Consider the following 20528-nt stretch of genomic DNA (forward strand, 5'->3'; position numbering starts at 1 on the left):
GCCGGGGTTTATCGTGGCAAAGAACCGATATGAAAGAGGGTAAGAGGAGAGAAGCTTGTAGCAATCGGTCGCGATGGGCTGGCGGGCTTGTCGCTTGCCTGATTGGGTGGGTGTTCTTATGGCCTCAACAAGCCGGTGCAACGATGAGCCGGGCGCAGGCGGGGAAAGTGGCCAAGGTCGTCGCCTATCTTTTGCAGCAGGGCCACTATTCCCGCAAGCCTTTTGATAGTAAGCTTTCGCAGGTTTTTCTTCGCAACTATCTGGATGCGTTGGATTTTAACCACATGGTTTTTGAGCAGTCCGATGTCGATGAGCTCACCTCGACGTATGGGTCGGTGCTGGATCAGTGGACGCGGCAAGAAAATATCGAGCCTGCCTTTGCGATTTATTCCCGTTTCTTAAGCCGGCTGGCGGAAAAGCAGGCTTGGGTTCAGGAATTTTTGTCGACGGAGCCTGATTTTACGGTCGATGAAACGTATGTTCCGGAACGTGGCAAGCTTCCCTGGCCCAAGGACACAGCGGAAGCGCGGGAATTGTGGCGCAAGCGAATCAAATACGAACTTCTCCAAGGGCGCTTAGCGAAAGAAAAACCTGAAACGACCCGTGGGATGATCTCGCGGCGTTACATGAGGCTTCTCAAAGAGATGCGGGAAGCGGATGTGGAGGAAATTTTGGACTACTATCTCAATGCTCTGACCCATGCGTATGATCCTCATTCCGATTATCAGACTCCGGCCGAGGCAAGAAACTTTGAAATTGGAAGCATTAAACTTTCGTTGAGCGGGATTGGGGCCGTTCTTAAAAGTGAGGACGGATATCCCAAAATTGTCAGTTTGGTCGCCGGAGGGCCAGCCGATTTGGATAAGCGGCTCAAACCCAACGATCGCATTGTGGCGGTTCAGCAAGAGAAAGGAGAGCCGGTCGACGTGGTCGACATGAAACTTTCCAAAGTAGTCGAACTTATCCGTGGGGAGAGGGGAACGAAGGTGACTCTTACGGTAATCCCGGCCGAGGCGACGGATAGCTCTGTTCGGAAGGTGGTTACACTCGTGAGGGATGAAGTCAAATTAACGGAACAGCGGGCGAAGGCACGAATGTATGAGTGGCCGGGGCCCGATGGTCGGACCCGGAAATTGGGGATTGTCATTCTGCCCGGTTTCTACGAGCGGTCTACTCGAGACGTGGCCCAGCTCCTCCGGCGGCTCGAAGAGTCGTCGGTGGAAGGGGTTGCTCTGGATCTGCGGCATAACGGTGGGGGGATGCTTGAGGAGGCGGTCAGTCTCACGGGGCTTTTCATGCGGGATGGACCGGTGGTCCAGGTGCGAGACTATCTCGGACGGGTCCAGCCCATCCGAAGCTTTGGGGGGGCTGCCCGTTATTGGGGTCCTCTTACGGTTTTGGTGAGCCGTCTGAGTGCGTCGGCTTCCGAAATCGTGGCGGCGGCTCTCCAGGATTACGGCCGGGCCGTGATTGTTGGGGATAGTCAGACTCATGGCAAAGGGACGGTTCAGAGCCTGGTTAACCTGACCGAGTTTCTCCCTTGGGATTTTGGTGCCGATCCAGGAAAGCTTAAGATCACCGTACAAAAGTTTTACCGGGTTACGGGTCTTTCCACCCAGCAGCATGGGGTAAGCTCAGATGTCGTTTTGCCCTCGCTCGATGACTATTTGGAAATCGGGGAGTCTTACCTCCCTCACTGCCTTCCCGGAGACCAGATCCAGCCGCTATCCTATCCAAAGCTCCATGACCTAGCACCAGTCATTTCGATCCTTCGCAAGCGTTCAAGCCAGCGGGTGGCCGCCAATCCCGAGTTTGCGTTCATCGAAGAAGATATCCGGTTGCTTAAGGAAAGAATGGCCCATAAGGAAATTTCGCTGAACGAAGCGAAGCGTTTGGCGGAGCGGAAAGAAGAAGAGGAGAGGAAGAAGGCTCGCGACCAGGAACGCCGGGAGCATCCGGCCCCGAAAGTTCGGGTGGTCGAATGGGATGCAGACGCGGCGGCTGGAAAACATCCGGCCAAAGTTTGGATGGCAAATGGAGTGGAGGAGGTGCCCGATCCGTTGGCGGAATCGGTAGAGGTTCGGCGTGAAGGTCGGGAAACGGAGGGGGCATCGAGGCGAGATGTTCATCTGGAGGAAAGTTTGAACGTGCTTTCGGATCTTGTCGCGATGACCGAATCCAAAACGGGGGAACTTGTGTTGCGGGCGGAGCACAATTAATTGTGTAGTAGAAAGAAAAAGCGCATATGGCAGGCAACACGATTGAAGTGGAAGGCACGGTGGTGGAGGTCCTTCCGGGGACAATGTTCCGGGTGGAGCTAGACAATAAACACCGGGTGCTTGCTCATATTTCCGGCCGGATGCGTAAGAATTTTGTTCGGCTGACCTTTGGAGATCGAGTGCGCTTGGAAATGTCTCCGCATGATCTTACCAAAGGGAGAATTCTCTATCGAATCGATCGCGTTCCGGCTTCGGCAACGCATGGCCAAGCTCACCGGCCCCGAGTAGGGTCTCGCCGCTCGTAAGCCTATCCCAGGGGTTATGGTTCCTGTCGTAAGGAGAAGGAAAACCTACGTCGGTCCTGGGTGGAACCAAAGGTCGAGGTTGGTTTCCCTAGGATCGGTGGGGAAGCCGGTGTGGGTCCTAGGCTTGCCAACCCAACGAATGCTATTTGCCCTGTGAGCCGTCGCCGGCGAAAAAATTTCGTGCTCGACATTCTCTTACCCTCCCTTTTCATCCGACGGGAAGGGACACCCTGTAAACCGATTTTTCCGGAGATCCCAGAGGGAAAAGTCTGTCTTACCTGGATCGGTCATGCATCCTTTCTCATTCAGACGTCGAAGCATAACATTCTGATTGATCCTAACTGGGCGAACTGGATTATGGTCATCCGGCGTTTGCGACATGCGGGGCTTGCGATTGAGGATTTGCCCAACGTGGACCTTGTGCTGGTGACCCATGCCCACTTTGACCACTTAAACCGTAAATCACTGCGGGCCATCGCGGCTTCCCAGCCCATCGTGGTGCCGTACGGGGTAGGAGGGCTCGTCTCAGGTCTGGGGTTTACACAAATTCACGAGATGCGCTGGTGGGACCAGTGGGAGTTCCGGGGTCTTTCGATTACTTTTACTCCGGCGCGGCATTGGGGAGCACGCTTTGTAGCGGATCGACATCGTGGCTATGGGGGCTTCTGCCTGGCGTTTGAAGACCGGAGGATATATCACTGCGGAGACACCGCCTACTTTGCCGGTTTCCGGGAAATCGGTCGGAGGTTACAACCCCAGATTGTGCTGATGCCCATTGGCGCCTACGAACCTCCCTCCGGGCGTGATGTCCACATTGATCCAGAGAAAGCCGTTCAAGCTTTTCTTGAACTGGGCGCCGAGGTAATGATTCCCATGCACTTTGGTACCTATCGTATGAGCTATGAACCCTTGTACGAGCCTGCACAGCGCCTTTTGGTGGCCGCCGCCCGTAGCGGTGTGCTTTCGAGGATTCGCTTTCTTCACGAGGGAGTCCCCTCTCTTTTTTAAGCAGGGAGTCGCGCATCGCTCTGCGAGTTGTGGATACAGGCCTGCCGTCCCGGTTGTGGCACTGCTTGGATTGTGTTTGGAGTGGCAGAGCCAGATTCCACAAGCCGTTCCTAAAGCATAGACAACCATTTCCCTATCAGGGAAGCGTCCTCCAGGACACGCCGGCCGAGGCCGGAACAGTGCTGCCGACGATTCGCGTGCCGGAGTTTCACCGGTAAAGCGCAGGTAGCCCCTAGTCCCGCGTTTACGGAGACAGAAGCACGAGAGGCAGTCGATTTCTCTGGACCGGGCATTAGCTGCTTGCGCCCGCTTTGAGTCAGCCCCGAACCCCAGGCCAGAACGACCATACATGCGTCATCCGATTGCTTGCGGATCGGGCGAAGGCGAGATGACCGCCTTTGCAAACTAGGGAAAACTGCTTCTCGCACGCATGGGCGTGCGGAGAGCCCCATGCTTTTCGGGCGACCGCATAAGCCACGCCCTGGCGAGAACCGATGCGGTGACGGCGCGCGTGGTTCACCGCACGGATCACAGACGGGTAGGCCGGGTCGACTTCGATCACAGGAACTCTGGCGCGAGACGAAGCCGCCTTGACACAACTTTCGACACGGTTCGGAGGTAACCGATTCGAGCCGCAAGAGTTACTGGTTTCGTCCTGCCTACCGAATCCACCTGGGCCTGTGAGAAAAACGAGGCAGAAAGACTCACTTTTTTGGAGTAGCTCAGTTTTCTTCTCTGGGTATCTCGCAAAGCATGCGGCGCTCTAACATTTGCCTTGGGACAAAAGCCGCGCTTCACGGATGGCTTGAAGCCGGCGAAGGGCTTAGGGGATCTGTTTGTGGAAGCCTTTCGAGATCCATTGGGCTTGGGAGGCGGGCGGTGTGAGCCCTTAGGCCACGAAAAAGATCCGGACGGGATTGAGGAGTCGGGCCCCTCCGGCCCCACCAAGGATAAACGGAAAAGACTTCCAGGGAGCTTTTGGGCTCGGGAAAAGGCCCCATTTCAATCTTGGCGAGCCGCTCATAATGACTGAGGGCCTCCCCGGGCAACGCTTCCGGCAGGGGGAGAGACGGGGCTGCACGAGACACCATCCATCGATTCCTTCCTCTTCTGGGATCCGCCCGTCTCTTTACGTGTCCACCAGAAGCGGCTGCGAGGGTCGCCCCGTTCAAAGTATCTATGGGCTTGGAGGCAAGAGAGCGACCCAGCCGACCGGGCTTCCCAGTTTGACTGGATCGGTCTTTTGCGCGACGGTTTTGGGAATTTCGGCCAACAGTTCCTTCGCACGAGCCACCTGGCTTCCCAGTCGGGTCGGATCGCTCAAGGCCTAGGCCATTTTTCCCCGGCAATCACCGATCGAGCCCCATTCCTTTCCGCCTCCTTAACGTAACTCCGGTCGGCAAACCGAAGCTCCCAATCTTTTGGGAAGATTTCGACAATGGCTCTTGGAGCTTGGCCTCTCGAAGCTCAAGTGAGATACGCAAGCCCTCACCACTTTCAGCGCTTCCAAGTTCCCAGGGCTTTTTCCATCCTCCATCAAAAGCAAAAGTTCTTTCTTCGATCCCCAACCAACCTTGGAGTGTCACAAGCAACCCCAGAAGACTCTTCGAATCCGACCGGTTTCCCCGGAAAAGTTTGACAAGGAGTCGGAATTCCTCGGAGCATGCGTCGCAATCGAGAAGAAAAACTAGCCGCCGATCCCCTCGGTGATCCCGGCTCTGTCCATAACGGGCCAGTCCCTCCGGCTCCTTCCCCTTAAAGTACACACGGCCAAGATGATAAAACACAAAAGTCGTTCCCTGCAGGGGACCCCCGAATAGAGTTTTTTTCTCGCCAGCTCCGACCCCCGTTTCACTCATGCTTCTTTTGGTATAGCTCCTCTTCCTCCAGGTCGTTTTTGACTTAGCTCGTCAACGGGCGTAGACTGTACTTGGGGATAAGAACAAGATGTGCATTGGGATAGATCCATATCCTTGGGGAGCTTTCGATCCACTGTTGAAGCCCTATTCGGTTCTTTGTTCCATTTGGCTCTTAAGCTTCCCTTTTCCCGCGAACGCTGTGGATCGTACTCTTCGTGCATTCGTCGCTACGCTTCTTTGGCGTCCGTCCCTTCTGAAAAAGGCTTTTCTTTTCTTCCTTGAGATGCCTGTATTGTCCATCTTTCAAGACCCAAACCCAACGATTCTCAACCGGAAAGCACCGGCAATCACGCACCGATTGTTCACCTTGTTCCGCGGGTGGCCAATCTTTCTTTTTGCCTTTGTGAGTCTTACCCTCCCCCAAATAACCGTCTTTGCTAAGGGAAGTGTGCACTCGTTCATTTACTATCAACGGTCGTATAAATTTACGGTTGACACCTTTACCGATCGAATTTGTTACTGGGAAAGTTTTCTTTCGGAATACAAAGGAAAGCCTGGTATTCACTACCTTGAAATTGGAGTTTATGAGGGACGTTCGCTCTTTTGGATGCTTGATAATATTCTTACGGATCCTACGTCTCAGGCTACTGTCATCGACACCTTTGACGGTCCTTACTACCGAAGATTTCTCTACAATCTTGCAATTTCTGGTGCCGGAGATCGCGTTCGGATACTTCGCGGGCTATCTACCGACGAAATCCATGAGGTTCCTGTTGATTCTGTCGACATCGCCTATATTGATGGCTCGGGCCGAAGCGACGTTATGTTTGAGGATCTCGTCAATGCATGGGATCGCGTAAGGCAGGGAGGTCTTATCATCTGCAATCGGTATCGAATGACCCATCATTTGGCTCGCGTCCTGGATGCTAAACCTGGAGACGGTGGTCCCATTGCGGCAATCCAGCAGTTCCTTAACCAGTATAAGGACCGACTTTTGATGGTTATGTTTCAGCCGAATTTTGTCGTTGTTAGAAAAGCGATGGAGCCGGAGGTGAAAAAACGGGAGCTAAGCGTTGCGGAAGAGAAAGGATGGATGCGAGCTCAGAGAGTGTATTAAGGTGAAAGGTGACTCATAGGGCGGCTTCTGGCAACGGAAGGAAGCAAGTTCTTTACAATGGGTTGCATCTTTCGGTGGGAGGGCCATCGGGTGGATTGGGTCCGGCGTTTCTCAAGGAGAAAGCATCGGAGGGACTAGGGGTTGTGCGGGTGGAAACTTCCTAATGACCGAGCTCTGGGGAGCCAGACACATGGGTGTACGGAGGGCATGGTACTGCCCCGCCTCACGGTGGCTGACTTTAGTCGCAACTGATTGATGCGGGAACGCCGAAATAGGGAAATGACACTTCCGTGGACCGGTTCCCTTCCATTGGGCCAGCCGCGATGTACGCGGAGGGATCCGCATTGTCTTACAGCGCAAAGGGTCTGGTGTTTTTGACGAGGAAATGGCAATGTTAGAGGCATCTTTTCATGGATAAAAAGTCGATTCGCTTGCTCTCCAAACAAAGACTAGACGCGCTAGCCCCTTCATTGCGAGAAGCACAAAGTCAAGCCATCGTGGAGCGTGTCCGCTCTTTGGGCTTCTGGCAGAACTCTTTGACTGTCCTCTTTTACTACCCTCTTCGTCGTGAGCCTGATGTTCGACCCTTGCTTGTCTGGTGGGCAAGTCTTCCCGGACGAACAGCAGTTTTACCCAGAAGTTCCCCTGGCGCTTCCTCGCAGTTTTCCCTAGCGGCGGTACGAGGTCTTGAAAGGTTAGAGGTCGGCCGGTGGAAAATTCCGGAGCCGACACCTCTGGCTCCTTCTGTGGATCCGGAATCGATTGATGCGGTTCTTGTGCCGGGGTTAGCCTTTGACCGGAGTGGCATGCGGGTGGGGAGGGGAATGGGATGGTATGATCGGCTTCTTTCTTTTTTACCTCCGCGAACGGTGCGAGTCGGGATCTTTTTTTCCGTTCAGGAATGGCCAGCGCTTCCGAAGGAGGCCTGGGATGAGCCTTTGGGATGGATTGTCACGGAAAAGGAGACCATTGTGGTTTCCCAGAGCTGATCTTTGCTACGAAACCTTCCGCATTACGTGTGGTGTACCCATGTACGGTTCAATCACGGGGTCTTTCGGTCGATGGTGACCAGTGGCGGCGTTCTGAGACGAGAGGACCGTACGCTTCCTTTATGCTCGGGATCGCTCGTTTGCGATTCGTTTCTACAGCCGAGCATTTGCTTAGCTGCGTTGGTTGACTTGTGTTCACCACGTTTGGGCAAAGTATCTAGGCCCGCAGCTTTCTGGGTCGCTCCTGGCTTTTGCTCTTAGGCCCGCTCAAGACTTCCCAGAAGGGCTAGAAGGGTGGTATGGACCAGATCCTGTCTTTTCTTGGACTACCTTCTCTCTGAAAAGCTTTCGCGCCCAAGGGAGCCTTCGTCTCCCAGGGAGATTGTTTCTATGCTTTTACGAGGCAGTTGAACAGTCGGCTCAAAACACTGGTTGTTGAGCCTACGGGAAGATAGGATATCCCTTTTGGCCTGAGCGAATGCCTTGGCTTGGCTCGGACGTCCGTGATTCCCCATTCCTTCGGGCTTCCCTACAGCAGGTAATCTATCCTTTTACCTTAACTTGCTTTCGAGGTGCTTACGGGGATCTCACCGGTTTGGGGGGAGTAGCTTCCCAGGGCTCCCAGTCTCCTGAGCTTCCTTCACGAGCGATCACATGGCCGTAGTAGGTGTGCCCGGTCGTTTCCGTGATCTGGACCTGGACAAGCCTTCCCAGGAGCCGAGGATCTCCAGGAACGATAACAAGATGATTCCATTGACTTCTGCCTTCGTACCGGGAAGGATCCTTCTTGGTAGGTCCTTCAATGAGAACCTCCATGACCTTTCCAATCCAGTTCTTTGCTTTCTCTCGAACCAACGTCTCGTGAAGGGCTAAAAGCTCGTAGTTTCGCTGGTACTTCACTTCCTCTGGAACCTGGTTGGGGAACTCAGCCGCTGGGGTTCCCCGTCGGGGAGAGTAGCGGAAAATAAAGGCTTGGTCGAAGCCAACCCTCCGTACAAGTTCTTTTGTCTGAAGAAAATCTTCGTCGGTTTCCCCGGGAAACCCCACGATAATGTCAGTCCCAAGAGTAATGTCAGGGATTTTCTCTTTCAATCGTTCTACGAGTCTTAGGTATTCCTCTACGGTATAAACACGTTTCATTGCTTTGAGAATCCGGTTGCTTCCCGATTGAACTGGGAGGTGAACGTGCTTGGCGAGTTTGGGGAGGGAGGCAAGAGCTTCAATAAGATCGTCTTGAAACCCTTTAGGGTGCGGAGAAGTGAAACGAATGCGTAGTATACCAGGAACTTCGGAGATCGCATAGAGAAGTTGGACAAATGGGGTCTGCCCATTCCTTTTAGGGAACTCATGGCGGCCGTAAAGGTTCACGATCTGTCCCAAAAGGGTTACTTCCCGCACCCCTCGCTCCGCTAATTCCCGGACCTCTGCAAGAATTTCTTCCATGGGACGGCTCCGTTCGCTCCCCCGGGTTTGCGGGACGATACAGAACGTGCAACGCATGTTGCATCCCTGCATGATGGAAACGAAAGCCGTGACCTTGTTCTTGAGCCAAAGGTGGTCTCGGATGGCGTTTTGGGATCCTTTTTCTGGGGAAACGTCTACTACTTTTCCTCCCTCTTTCCGGAGGGTTTCCACGTAATCCGCCACCCGATGGAATTTCTGCGTCCCTACTACCAGGTCCACGGAGGGCAAAAGTTTGAGAAGCTCCTCGCCCCGTGCTTGGGCCATACATCCCAAAAAGCCCAGGATAAGGTCCGGCTTGGAGCGCTTTTCTTTTGCAAGGGCGCCCATCTTTCCCAAGGCCTTTTGGTCGGCAAGATCGCGGACGCTGCACGTGTTAATCAAAACCACGTCAGCTTCCTTCTCAGAAGAAGCCAGGGTGTACCCCTTGCGGAGAAAATCCCGGAGCACCTGCTCCGAGTCTCGTTCGTTCATCTGGCAGCCGTATGTCTTAAGATAAACTGAGGGCATGGAGTGGAATCGTTGCCTATTCCACAACTAATGCCAAGGAAACCCCGCGTAAAGGGGGAGTTTTGCTTGAGCAAAAGCGTCCCCCTTGTGGAGAGCTTTTCCGTGGTTGCCTTTAACCAAAATCGACAGCGCTTTTGGAAACCGGAGATGTTAGGTTTTGTTCGGTCGGCTCTTCCTTGGCCTAGGATCGAAAAAAGTTTCTTATCTGGTGTAGGTTTTTGCTACAAGAAAAGCTATTCCTGCCCAGTTCGAAGAAAGCGGGATAGGCTGTCCAACGGGTTGGCTCATGGAAAAAGGATTTCTTATCGCTCGCCATTATCGGACGGGGAAACCGGTCCGGCTGACGTGGGAAAAGGGCGTATTGGACTCCCTGGAAGAGCTTAGGGAGACCCCTTCTTCTCTGCCCTGGGTAGCCCCAGGTTTGGTGGACGTCCAGCTCAATGGGTTTGCAGGAATCGACTTTAATTCAGAGGACCTTACGCAGGAAGCATGGGATTACGCGCAACAAAGGATCCAGGAAACAGGCTGCGTGTACTTTCTTGCAACTGTTGTCACGGCTCCCAAGGAAACCTATGCCAGGCGGTTGCGGTTGCTGGAGAGCTTTCGGCAAAAGGGCCTGGACGGGTGCATCGGCTTCCATTTGGAAGGGCCTTTTCTTAATCCCGGGGGAGGATATCGCGGGGTTCATAACCCCGCCTATATGAGCTTGCTCGACGAACATTGGCTGGAAGATGTGACGCGGGCAAGCTCCGGAGCCGTGCGCCTGATCACGGTGGCTCCGGAGTGTGGCAACGGGGTTTCTTTTATCGTCCGGGCACGAAGACTCGGTGTGCGAGTGGCCCTCGGTCATTCTGCATCCGATTCCAAGGTCCTTATGGCAGCGGTGCAGGCAGGGGCTCTCCTTTGGACTCATTTCGGAAATGGCTTGCCCCATCTCCTTCCCAAGTGGGATCCTACTTTTTGGGGCGTCTTAGCCTGCGGTCCTCCCTTTGTCAGCCTGATCCCGGATGGTTTCCACATCCCTCCGGAAGCTTTTAAAGTTTTGGTGCGTTTGTTGGGTGTGCGCTTGATTCTTACTACGGATGCGACGGCGGCTGCCGAGGCCAAGCCTGGTACCTACCGGCTAGGAGAGTTGAAGATCGAACGTGGCGCTGATGGGATCGCACGTTCTCCTGATGGAAAGCTAGCTGGCTCGAGCCTGTGTCCTTTTTTCGCCGTTTTTCGGGCTGCAGACCTTTCTGGGTTACCGTGGCCCTGGTTGTGGGACGCCTATTCGATTCGGCCGGCGAGTCTTCTGGGCATGATTCATGATTTGCGAGTGGGATGTCGGGCAAGCTTTTGCGTGTTTGAGGTGGAGCCGGTTCCGCGCTTGGCGGCTGTTTTTGTTAATGGGGAGAGAAAAGTAGGCTAGCTCCGTGTCCTATTCTTTCGAGGGGGGTTCAAGTCGATGGACGAGCTGAGAGACAAGGAGAGGCAGGCGGCCGGGGGGCTCACGCCAGAGGAGCAAGAGGAGGTACGAAGGCAATTGGGAAGAGAGCCCAACGAGGTGGAATGGGCGCTTTTCTCGGTGTTATGGAGCGAGCATTGCTCCTACAAAACCTCTAAACCTCTGCTTCGCGGGCTACCACGTCAAGGGAAGGGGGTTCTTGCAGGGGCGGGAGAAGAAAATGCGGGCGTCTTGGAGCTAGGGGACGGCTGGGCTGTGGTCTTTAAGATCGAATCCCACAACCATCCCAGTGCCGTGGAACCCTTTCAAGGAGCTGCTACGGGTGTGGGTGGGATTATCCGGGATATTCTGGCGATGGGAGCTCGGCCGATTGCTTTAATGGATTCCCTGCGGGTGGGTGAGCTTCGAGGCGACTCAAAGGAGGCGCAAAGAAATCGCCGTTTGCTCGAGGGAATTGTCGCGGGTATTGCCCACTACGGAAATCTTGTGGGGATTCCTACCGTGGGTGGAGAGTTAGCCTGTCATCCTTCCTACGGCAGGAATCCCCTGGTCAACGTGCTCTGTGTCGGCGTGGTACCCACGGACCGCCTGGTTCGTAGCCGTGCTTCCGGTTTGGGTAACCCCGTGTACTACGCTGGGGCACCGACGGGCCGTGACGGGCTGGGTGGCGCTGCTTTTGCGTCCCGTCAGCTCTCCGGGGGACGGGCAGCGGATCTTCCCAGTGTTCAGGTGGGGGACCCGTTTGTGGGCAAGCTTTTGGTAGAGGCTTGCCTCGAGTTGGTCTGGAACACAGAGAGCGTAGTCGCAATGCAGGACATGGGCGCCGCGGGTTTAGCGTGTGCTGCGGCGGAGATGGCGGCACGGGGCGGGGTTGGGGTGGAACTTTTTCTTGATCGAGTCCCGCTTCGCCAGCCCGGCCTAGAACCGTGGGAAATTCTTCTGTCGGAGTCTCAAGAAAGAATGCTTTTGGTGGTTCGCCAAGGACGTGAGGAAGAAGTGGAGCGCGTGTTTTCGCGATGGGGACTTCGGGCGGTTTGCGTGGGGAGGGTAGTGCCGGATCCTGTTCTTCGTGTTTGGTATAAGGGAACGATTTGTGTCTCGGTACCCCCAAGAGCCCTTACGGATGGGGTGCCCCTGCGGGATCCAGCCTCGATGGAATATCAGTGGACACGTAACAAGCGTACCCTTTCCCTAGCGTCTTCCGAGATCTTCCCGGAACCCTCGGATTATCATTCTGCCTGCTTGCGCCTCCTCTCCCATCCGGAAGCCAGTGCCAAGAGGTGGATTTTTGAGCAGTATGATTGGATGGTCGGGCTTGCCCTCGCGGGTCAACCGGGAGCCGATGCAGCCATTTTGCGGATTCCTGTAGGGCAAGGACGATGGAGATGGGTTGCCGTAACGTGCGATGGGAATGGTCGATACTGCAAGGTCGACCCTCGCGAAGGGGCCAAGGCCACCGTGGCGGAAGCGCTGCGAAATCTCGCTATGGTTGGGGCTGTCCCGCTGGGGATTACCGACAACCTGAATTTGGGAGATCCTGACCGTGGTGCTTCGTACTGGGAGCTTGTCCAAGTCATTGAGGGAATGGGAGAGGCTTGTCGATTCTTTCGCGTGCCGGTCACCGGCGGTAATGTAAGTCTCTATAACGAAACAGAAGCCGGCCCTATTGTGCCGACCCCGGTGATTGGAGCCGTGGGGGAAATTCCCTTTCCCCAGAGAATCCCGAAAGCTGGATTGGGAAGGCCAGGGGATTACGTTGTCCTTTTGGGAGGATGGGGCGAGGGGCTGGGTGGATCTTTATTCGCGCAGGAGTTCCACGGGGATCTAGGAGGGGCTTTGCCCCCCGTGGACCTAGAAAAGGAAAAGAAATTGCATGAGCTTGTCCGGGATCTCCTCTGGAAGGGACTTCTCCAAGGAGTGCATGATCTTTCGGATGGGGGTTTGTGGGTGAGCTTGGTGGAAGGTTGTTTGCGGGCTTCCCCAAGGGTGGGAGCCCGGATCAGGATCCCGTTGTCGGCGGGCCCTCTGCATCAGGTACTTTTTAATGAAGCGGGGGCAAGGGCTTTGGCCGGGGTCGGCCGAAAGGATCTTCCGAGGGTGGAAGAGGAGGCTTCACGGGCAGGGGTAAGTTTCTGGATCCTGGGAGAGCTTGCGGGGGAAGAGCAAATCGTTGTCACCAGGGAGGACGGAAACTCTGTCACTTGGACGTTGGAAGAGCTGGAAGAGGCCTGGGAAGGGGGGCTTCCCTTGTGCATGGAAAAGAAAGCAGAGGAAGGAGAGAAAAGAGAGGGAGGTGACCAAGCTTAGAAGTGTGCACTCGGCGCTCCCTCGAAAGGAAAGCTCCCGACGAGACAAAAACGACGGTGGAGTAAAAAACTACTGTTCGGGCAGGCTTACTGGAGATGGGAAGTAAGAAGGAATATTCCCTTTTGATGGGATTTTATGGGGAAAACAAGCCGTTAAAAGGGAGCACCTGAACAAGCTCACCTTCGGGTAGGTGAGTTTTCTCCTCGGGGATTACGACCAGGCAGTCTGCGCTAGCGACCGAGCTAAGGGCAAAGGAACTAAGGGGTCCGACGAGACTCACCGTCGGTTGTCCCAGAGGATCCACAAAGAGTCGTCCTCGCAGATATTCGGTTCTTCCAGGACGGCGAGAAAAAGCGTTGGCGATTCGTGCCCATAACGGGCAGAGCCCGACTTGACGGCGTCCCCGCATTTGCTCAAGAGCCGGGCGAACAAAGACGCAGAAGCTAACAAAACTAGAAACAGGATTTCCCGGTAACCCAAAGAAGACACTCTCCCCGATCCAACCAAAAGCCAATGGTCGGCCAGGTTTGATGGCGATCTGAGCGAACTCAAGCCTTCCCAGCGTGGTAAGGATAGTCCGAACCCAATCCTTTTCGCCTACGGAAACGCCCCCCGTGGTGAGAATGAGATCAGCCTGGGAAGAAGCAGTTCGGAGTTTCTGGAGAAGCTCGTCGGGGTGATCCGGGAGCCGGCCTACTTCCAGAGGTTGAACACCCAAGGTCTGAAGGAGGGCCACAAGGAGCGGGCGGTTACTGTCGTAGAGTTCTCCCGGTTCCAAAGGCTCGCCCGGCTCCTTGAGCTCGTCCCCAGTTGAATAGAGACACACACGGACGTTCCGAAAGACCTGCACTTCCTGGATACCCAGAGAGGCCAGTACTCCGAGCTGGGGAGGACCCAGTTCCGTCCCTGCTTCCAAGACAAGAGCGCCTTGGGTGATATCCTCATTGGGAGGACGGACGTTTTGTCCTCGACGGAGTCCGGGGGGGATCCAAACACTCCCTTCCGGTTCTACGGTCACCACTTCCTGCATGATCACCGTGTCGGTTCCTTTGGGGAGAAGGGCGCCTGTCATGATCCGCACGCACTCTCCCCGGCTGGGAGAACCTCGAAAGGGTGCTCCTGCAAAGGAAGATCCCGCCACGCGAAACCTTTTTGGTTCGTCCTGGGGAAGGTCCTCGCCTGCCAGCGCATATCCGTCCATGGCAGCGCTCCAGAACCCGGGGACATCTCTGGGGGCAAAAATACTTTGGGCAAGGACCCGGCCAAGAGCGTTTTCCAGGCAGACCCGTTCCGTTTCCTTGGGGCGAGGCACGCTGGCAAGAATCCGAGAAACCGCTTCTTGGACGGTAAGAAGCGTGCTAGCCATGGCCTTTGTCGTTCCCTTGGATTCGCCCAGGTGGGCTTTCAGTCAACCCAGGAGGCAATACCCGACCAGGGCGGTAAGCGCTTTTGGCTCTTTGCCTAGGAAAGTTTTTCATCGGTTGGCTCAAACACATCCATAACACATGCCGTCCGGTCGTCGGTCCCTCCCCGCTCCCGTGCGATCCGAACGAGTTTCTCGGCGGCGGCAAGAGGTGAATCGTCCGTCAAAAGAAACGTCGCTTCTTTCACAGCAAGCCAAGGGTAGATGCCATCAGTTACCAGAATCAGGCGAAAGGGGGGCTCAATGGAAAGAGAGTCAATATCCGGAGCTGCCTCATGCATGGGGCTCAAACAGCGAGTGAGCACGTGCCGGCACCCCGAGAGCTCCTCTCGAGAAAAGAGCGGCGTACCGGTCTTTTCTAGCTCCGACGCCAGTGTGTGATCCTCGGTCAAAAGCTTACACTCTTTCCCCTTCACCACATACAGCCGGCAATCCCCCACGTGTCCAAAGTAGGCCTGCCGGTTTTCTAGCCACACCAGCGTTAGTGTGGTGCCCATCCCCCGCACGGCAGGATCGTGTTTCGCTTCCTCGTTCAGAGCCCGCCAAGCTCCAAGAAAAGCTTGGGCCAACCGCTCCCTGGGAGAAACCGTCTCGCTTTGCCCCGCCAGCGTTTGAAGCGCGGCCCCTAACGCAAGCCAGCTGGCCCTCTCTCCTGCTTTATGCCCTCCCATCCCATCGGCAATCCCCACGCCGATCGAAAGTTCCCCAGCCCAAACCCAGCCCGAAACATCTTGGTTGGGGGCTGGACGATTTCCCTTCTCGCTGACGATGCCCAGATGAAAAAACGATCCCCTTTGCTCCTCAGCAGCGTCTCGGACGAGAACCGGCACGGGGCGGCGAGGGAGAGAATCCTCCTTCATATTTAGCGCTTACGGCCAGACCCTTTCTGGGAAGGCTTAGTCCGTTGGGCTTGGTTTGCTTGTCCCAAAAGGAAACGCGTGATTAGGCTTACGCCAAAACCCGTGGGTCCTTTTTCAAGATAGGCAACTTCTTTGGTTATCCAGGCGGGGCCGGCAATGTCCAGGTGGACCCACCGGGTGTCCCCGACCCATTTTTGGAGAAAGGCGGCAGCCGTACAGGCGCCTCCTTCCTTACCTCCGACGTTTTTCACCAGGGCAATGTCACTTTTGATCTGTTCATCGAATTCCTCGCCCAGGGGAAGCGGCCAGACCGGGTTATTGACTTCTTCGCCCAATGACCAGAAAGCTTCGCGAAGCTCCCGATCCGGTGTGAACAACCCAGCTTTTTCTTTCCCCAATGCCACGATGCAAGCCCCTGTGAGGGTAGCGAGGTCGATGATAAGGCTCGGACGAAATTCTTTCTTCACATAGGCAATGGCGTCGGCCAGTACGATTCTTCCCTCCGCATCCGTATTGAGAACTTCAATCGTGTTACCGTCATAGGTCCGAATAATATCGCCCGGCCGATACGCGGAAGGACCAGGTAAGTTTTCGGCGGCCGCAAGCACGCCGACAACACGCGTGGGAAGCTGCAGACGACTCGCCGCGCAAAGGATCCCCAGCACGGCGCAACCCCCCATTTTATCAAATTTCATTTCATCCATCCGCTCCCCAGGTTTAAGGGAAATTCCCCCGCTATCAAACGTGATGGCCTTGCCTACCAGGGCGATGGGGGGACGCCCGGGGTCTTTTCCGGAATATTCTAACAGGATGAGTCTGGGGCCGTGGACCGACCCGCTGCCCACTGCGAGCAGCCCTCCAAAACCCTTTTCCTCAAGTTCCCTAGGCTCAAAGACCCGGCAAGAAAGTCCGTATTCTTTGGCCAGCTGATGGGCACGCTCTGCCAGAGCTTCCGGAAAGATGACGTTCCCCGGCTCATTTCCAAGATCCCTCACAAGATTGGTGGCCTCGGCAACCAGCTGGCCTAGTTTAGCTTTTTCTTTTGCCTCCCTCCTTAAACGAGGTGCTATGCACAGCCACAACTGGCGCAACCCCGTTCGGGATCGAAGCGTTTCCGGTTTATAACGCTCGAAGCGATAGGCCCCCAAAAGGGCCCCTTCGACGATTGCGTCCAAGTGGTCTTCCCATTCTTGAGCAAGGATCGAAATTTGCTCTGCGCCAATTTTTACGAGGCTACGAACGGCCGCGCCGCTGGCCTTGCGCAAGATAGCGGGTCCGATACTCTCCTGAGGCCCCAGCCCGACGTAAAGACGACGTCGGCCGCCCTCGCGCAAAAGAAGGGTTGAAAGCTTTTTCCCTCGAAACTCCTCCTCGGGGATATCCGAAGAAACTCTCTTACCCTCAGGCACAAATTCCACAAGATCCCCGCTTGCCGGCGGCTCTGGAACCACTTCCACCGAAATCTTGGGAACTTCACCCATTGTGCGAGAAGCACTCCTTGCAACGACTCACCTGCTAAAGAGCTTTTATCGGCCAGGTCTTCGGAATCAGGGAATCCACTCGGATTCCTCGAAACTCATAAAGCCTTCGAATCGTCTCTTCAATGACGTTATTAGGACAGGATGCACCGGCTGTAATACCGATCGTTACCTCTTGATCCGGCAGCCAGTCTTCCGTGATCACTTCCTGGCGCTTCGAAAGATCCCAATGCAAGATCCGCTGGGGAGAGAGTAATTTTTCCGCATTTTTAATAAAGTACGTAGGCAGACGGCTCACACCCATTTCGGCTAGGTGCGAGGTGTTGCTAGAATTATATCCGCCCACAACAATCAAAAGATCGAGCTTTTCATGACGGAGAAGCTCCTCCAGAGCATCCTGCCGTTCCTGTGTGGCCCCGCAGATGGTATCGAAAGAACGAAAGTGCTGCGAAAGGTTTTCTTTGCCGTAACGATCTTCGATAGCTCGTTGGATTCTCCTTTGGACTTCCTCGGTTTCTCCCCGCATCATTGTCGTTTGATTGGCAACCCCAACCCGCTCCAGATGCCGATCCGGATCAAAGCCGGGCGATACTGCTCCTTCAAATTTTCGCAAAAACTCCTCCTTGTTCCCTCCGTACCGGATATAGTCGCAAACGTAGTCAGTTTCCTCTAAATCGTAGACAACCAAGTAGTGACCACCCCCGTCTTCACACACAGCCCGGGAAGCCGTGGCCTTGGTTTCTTCGTGCCAAGCTTTCCCATGGATGATGGAAGTAAAATTTTCTCTCCGGTACTGGCGTACTCGTTTCCATACGGTCATCACATCCCCGCACGTGGTATCGACCACTTGACAGCCAATTTCCTGGATCCGATGCATGGTTTGGATCTCCGCACCAAATGCCGGAATGATGACCACATCATCCCTGGTAAGCCCGCTAAGATCGTAGCGTCCCTCCACTTCCCGTAGTCGTTCAATCCCCATGGCTGTCAGCTGATCGTTGACTTCAGGGTTATGGATGATCTCACCAAGAAGAAAGATTCTCTTTCCTTGGAATACTTTCGCTGCGGCGTAGGCGAGGTCGATAGCTCGTTCGACGCCGTAGCAAAATCCAAACGCTTTGGCCAAGATCACGGTGATTCCACCCGCGCTCAAGCGATGACCACTGGCCCGCAAAAATTCCACAAGCGGACTGCGATAATGACTTTCAACCTGCGCTTGAACAACGCTCATGACCTGCGGTGTCCGCAGGTTGATCTTTTGGGGTTGCGTGGGGACTGCAGGCACAACGAATACTCTGTTCGTTCCCAAAGAGGAGTCAAAGCTCTTTTTTCCTTGTTTCTCTCTTGCCGGCTGGAAACCAGTGCCAGGTTGCCTCGTCTCCCAAACCTGGACGCTTTTTGCGAAAAACTACGGCTTGGTTGGAGAAGACGGGGAAGGGACTGGAGCCGCGGGGGTTGTTCCTCCGGCCGGAAGCGCTCCCACTTTCACCAGGTGATTGTGGATCACTTTCCACTGGATGACTCCCAGGACCAGGAAGGAAACAATCGCAATGATGAGAACGACCACGTCGGCGCCCCATTGCCTCAGGTACCGCTTCATAGATTCTCCCCAAACCATGCTCGTCTGCGGCGTTGCTTGCAACTGGATTACGCAGGTTGCTCCGGCGTTTTTCTTTGAATTCTTTCCAACCGGTTAAGCGCGGCAGGTATATCCCAACCGGTTTGTTGGAGAACTTCCGATGCCCGGGCGGCATCTATCCGAGCCAGGCGCGTTACCAGCCGGATCGCTCTCTGGCGCAATTTTTCACTCTGGGGAAGCATTCCCACCATAAGGTTGTCCCGAACCCGACCCAGCCGGATCATGGCAATGGTCGAAAACATATTGAGAGCCACTTTGGTCGCCGTCCCCGCCTTCAAGCGTGTGGAACCTGCAAGGATTTCCGCTCCCGTGGGCAGATCCACGCACACATCGGCGCTTGGGCAGGCAGGCCGGTTGGGGTTACAGGAGACCAAAATCACACTTGCCCCCTGGCGTTTCGCCTGGCGCAAGGCTTCCAGAACAAAAGGGGTGCGTCCGCTGGCGCTGATGCCGCAGACCACATCCGTACCCTTTACTTTCCGGTTCCGAATGGCCAAAGACCCTTCCCATCCATGGTCCTCGGCCCCTTCTTGACTCTTCCCAAAGGCCTGGCTTCCTCCTGCCAGAATGGCTTGAACCGTCAGCCGGCTTAGTCCGAAAGTGGGAGGGATTTCGCTGGCGTCAAGCACTCCCAGCCGTCCGCTCGTCCCCGCGCCTACATAGAATAAACGACCCCCAGCTAGAAGCTTGGCAGCAATGAGATCGGCGGCTTGGACAAGCTTTTCGCGCGCAGCCCGTAACGCTCGGAGAACCGCTTTTTCTTGGGAGAGGAATAGATCCACCAGTTCGGCAGTGGTCCGGCCTTCCAAGTTGCGTGACCGCGGGTTAGGTTGTTCAGTCGAGGCCCGGCTAAGGATCCTTGCCTCCACCGACGGATGCGCAAGGGAAGGCATGGCTACGATCAAAGGGGAGTGGCAAGCGCGCAGAGCAAGCCAGGCGGCTCCAACGCTTGCCGGCACGCGACAGAGGGTGACCGAAGCGCTCGGAGCCAGCGCCAGTAAAGCCTCCCGAAACGCTTGTTCATACAGGGGTTCGCCCTCAAAGAGACCTCCGGCTAGGGTTACCACCGGAGGATCAAGCGTAAGGCGGCGCGCAATCCTCCACGCTCGCAGCGCAAGCTCCCGAGCCGCTTTGAGGATCACCCGCCAGGCGGTTCCATTCCCTTGCCATGCCAATTGGAATACGAAGGGAGCTAACGCCGCCAGTTCCTTTTTGGGTTCCCTTGTGCGAAGGAAAAACCGCCGGGCCAGTTCCTCCGGGTTATTTTCGGAGCACACTCCCAGAAAGACTTCGAGCCCGTTCGGGAGCTTCCCGGAAAGATCATACTGGCGGTAGAAGCACTCCAATGTCCTGCGGGCTAGATCGTAGCCGCTTCCCACGTCTCCAAACCAGTGTCCCCAGCCACCCGCGCGTTCCCACCGATTTTCTTTCCGACCGGCGACGTGCGACCCGGTTCCGGAGAGCACAAGGATTCCATCCCGTTCTTGGTAGGCGGCCGCAAATGAGGCTTCCACATCATCTCCCACCAGGATGGTTTGAGCCGAGGGCCACACGGTTCGTAACAGGGTCGTAAGACGAACTCGCTCCGCTTCCGTACGACAGCCAGCAAAAAATCCCCCTACGCCGCCGATCGGCCAGCAGGCCACTCCTCGTGCAATGTGACGCAAAAGTTCTTCCAACTCGCTTGGCTCGGCCAGGAGGAAGTTTCCGGGTCCGGCTCGTCCCCCGGCAACCGTCTCGCCTTGGTTGTCTAGAACTACCCATTGAGTCTTGGTAGCTCCTCCGTCGATTCCGACTACAGAGAAAGCCCCCACAGTTAACCACTCCTTTTCGCTTTGTACCGGATGGGGTGCGGGTTATCGGCCATGCGTAAGCCAAAGCGAGCCTGCGGGCTTTTTCCTTTTCT

At 55.4% G+C, this 20528-nt stretch carries 15 protein-coding genes and 1 pseudogene; 7 read left to right on the forward strand and 9 right to left on the reverse strand.

Translation table 11 applies throughout. The features are described from left to right. Window positions 1-29: 29 nt before the first annotated feature. From KK925_RS01600 to KK925_RS01610, 3 genes and pseudogenes are all read left to right on the forward strand, one after another. Window positions 30-2219, forward strand: coding sequence for a carboxy terminal-processing peptidase (locus KK925_RS01600; protein WP_174581836.1), 2190 nt, complete (start codon window positions 30-32; stop codon window positions 2217-2219). 26 nt (window positions 2220-2245) lie between these two features. Further along, window positions 2246-2452, forward strand: a pseudogene (gene infA / locus KK925_RS01605) (translation initiation factor IF-1); the annotation flags it as partial. 132 nt (window positions 2453-2584) lie between these two features. Next, window positions 2585-3532, forward strand: a complete 948-nt coding sequence (locus tag KK925_RS01610; RefSeq protein WP_236027802.1) for an MBL fold metallo-hydrolase — start codon at window positions 2585-2587, stop codon at window positions 3530-3532. Between the two features lie 1177 nt (window positions 3533-4709). On the opposite strand, the gene KK925_RS01615 is transcribed toward KK925_RS01610, so the two are convergent. Together KK925_RS01615 and KK925_RS01620 are read right to left on the reverse strand one after the other, a co-directional pair. Then, window positions 4710-4856: a hypothetical protein gene (locus tag KK925_RS01615; RefSeq protein ID WP_174581839.1), complete on the reverse strand. Its 147-nt coding sequence runs from the start codon at window positions 4854-4856 to the stop codon at window positions 4710-4712. 25 nt (window positions 4857-4881) lie between these two features. Beyond that, window positions 4882-5391, reverse strand: coding sequence for a hypothetical protein (locus tag KK925_RS01620; RefSeq protein WP_174581840.1), 510 nt, complete (start codon window positions 5389-5391; stop codon window positions 4882-4884). A gap of 283 nt (window positions 5392-5674) precedes the next feature. Here KK925_RS01620 and KK925_RS01625 point away from each other — a divergent pair, with 283 nt between their 5' ends. Together KK925_RS01625 and KK925_RS01630 are read left to right on the forward strand one after the other, a co-directional pair. After that, window positions 5675-6508 carry a class I SAM-dependent methyltransferase gene (locus tag KK925_RS01625; protein ID WP_174581841.1) on the forward strand — a complete coding sequence of 278 codons (834 nt, stop codon included), beginning with the start codon at window positions 5675-5677 and terminating at the stop codon, window positions 6506-6508. Between the two features lie 410 nt (window positions 6509-6918). Next, window positions 6919-7497 (forward strand): 5-formyltetrahydrofolate cyclo-ligase, encoded by a 579-nt coding sequence (locus tag KK925_RS01630; protein ID WP_174581843.1) that lies wholly within the window; start codon window positions 6919-6921, stop codon window positions 7495-7497. A gap of 576 nt (window positions 7498-8073) precedes the next feature. On the opposite strand, the gene miaB is transcribed toward KK925_RS01630, so the two are convergent. Beyond that, window positions 8074-9468 carry a tRNA (N6-isopentenyl adenosine(37)-C2)-methylthiotransferase MiaB gene (gene miaB / locus KK925_RS01635; protein ID WP_174581844.1) on the reverse strand — a complete coding sequence of 465 codons (1395 nt, stop codon included), beginning with the start codon at window positions 9466-9468 and terminating at the stop codon, window positions 8074-8076. Between the two features lie 286 nt (window positions 9469-9754). Between miaB and KK925_RS01640 the strand changes: the two genes are divergently transcribed. Next, complete coding sequence (locus tag KK925_RS01640; protein ID WP_174581845.1) at window positions 9755-10879, forward strand: N-acetylglucosamine-6-phosphate deacetylase; 1125 nt, start codon at window positions 9755-9757, stop codon at window positions 10877-10879. Between the two features lie 36 nt (window positions 10880-10915). Then, window positions 10916-13222 (forward strand): phosphoribosylformylglycinamidine synthase subunit PurL, encoded by a 2307-nt coding sequence (gene purL / locus KK925_RS01645; RefSeq protein WP_174581846.1) that lies wholly within the window; start codon window positions 10916-10918, stop codon window positions 13220-13222. A gap of 133 nt (window positions 13223-13355) precedes the next feature. Here purL and moeA read toward each other — a convergent pair whose 3' ends face one another. The 6 genes from moeA to KK925_RS01675 all read right to left on the reverse strand — a co-directional run bounded on the left by moeA (window position 13356) and on the right by KK925_RS01675 (window position 20436). Then, window positions 13356-14588 carry a molybdopterin molybdotransferase MoeA gene (gene moeA, locus KK925_RS01650; protein WP_174581847.1) on the reverse strand — a complete coding sequence of 411 codons (1233 nt, stop codon included), beginning with the start codon at window positions 14586-14588 and terminating at the stop codon, window positions 13356-13358. Window positions 14589-14683: 95 nt separating this feature from the next. Continuing rightward, window positions 14684-15505, reverse strand: a complete 822-nt coding sequence (locus KK925_RS01655; RefSeq protein WP_174581848.1) for a PP2C family protein-serine/threonine phosphatase — start codon at window positions 15503-15505, stop codon at window positions 14684-14686. A 2-nt stretch (window positions 15506-15507) separates the two neighbouring features. Then, the gene (locus tag KK925_RS01660) at window positions 15508-16986 is read right to left on the reverse strand and encodes a leucyl aminopeptidase (RefSeq protein WP_174581849.1); all 1479 of its coding nucleotides are present in this window, start codon (window positions 16984-16986) and stop codon (window positions 15508-15510) included. 34 nt (window positions 16987-17020) lie between these two features. Continuing rightward, window positions 17021-18268, reverse strand: a complete 1248-nt coding sequence (locus tag KK925_RS01665; RefSeq protein WP_236027803.1) for a 4-hydroxy-3-methylbut-2-enyl diphosphate reductase — start codon at window positions 18266-18268, stop codon at window positions 17021-17023. A gap of 123 nt (window positions 18269-18391) precedes the next feature. Then, a complete protein-coding gene (locus KK925_RS01670; RefSeq protein ID WP_174581850.1) occupies window positions 18392-18583 on the reverse strand; it encodes a hypothetical protein in 192 nt (63 codons plus the stop codon). 47 nt (window positions 18584-18630) lie between these two features. Further along, window positions 18631-20436, reverse strand: coding sequence for an N-acetylmuramic acid 6-phosphate etherase (locus KK925_RS01675; protein ID WP_174581851.1), 1806 nt, complete (start codon window positions 20434-20436; stop codon window positions 18631-18633). Window positions 20437-20528 lie beyond the last annotated feature (92 nt).

The sequence above is a fragment of the Candidatus Methylacidithermus pantelleriae genome, from assembly GCF_905250085.1.
In the GTDB taxonomy this organism is placed as follows: domain Bacteria; phylum Verrucomicrobiota; class Verrucomicrobiia; order Methylacidiphilales; family Methylacidiphilaceae; genus Methylacidithermus; species Methylacidithermus pantelleriae.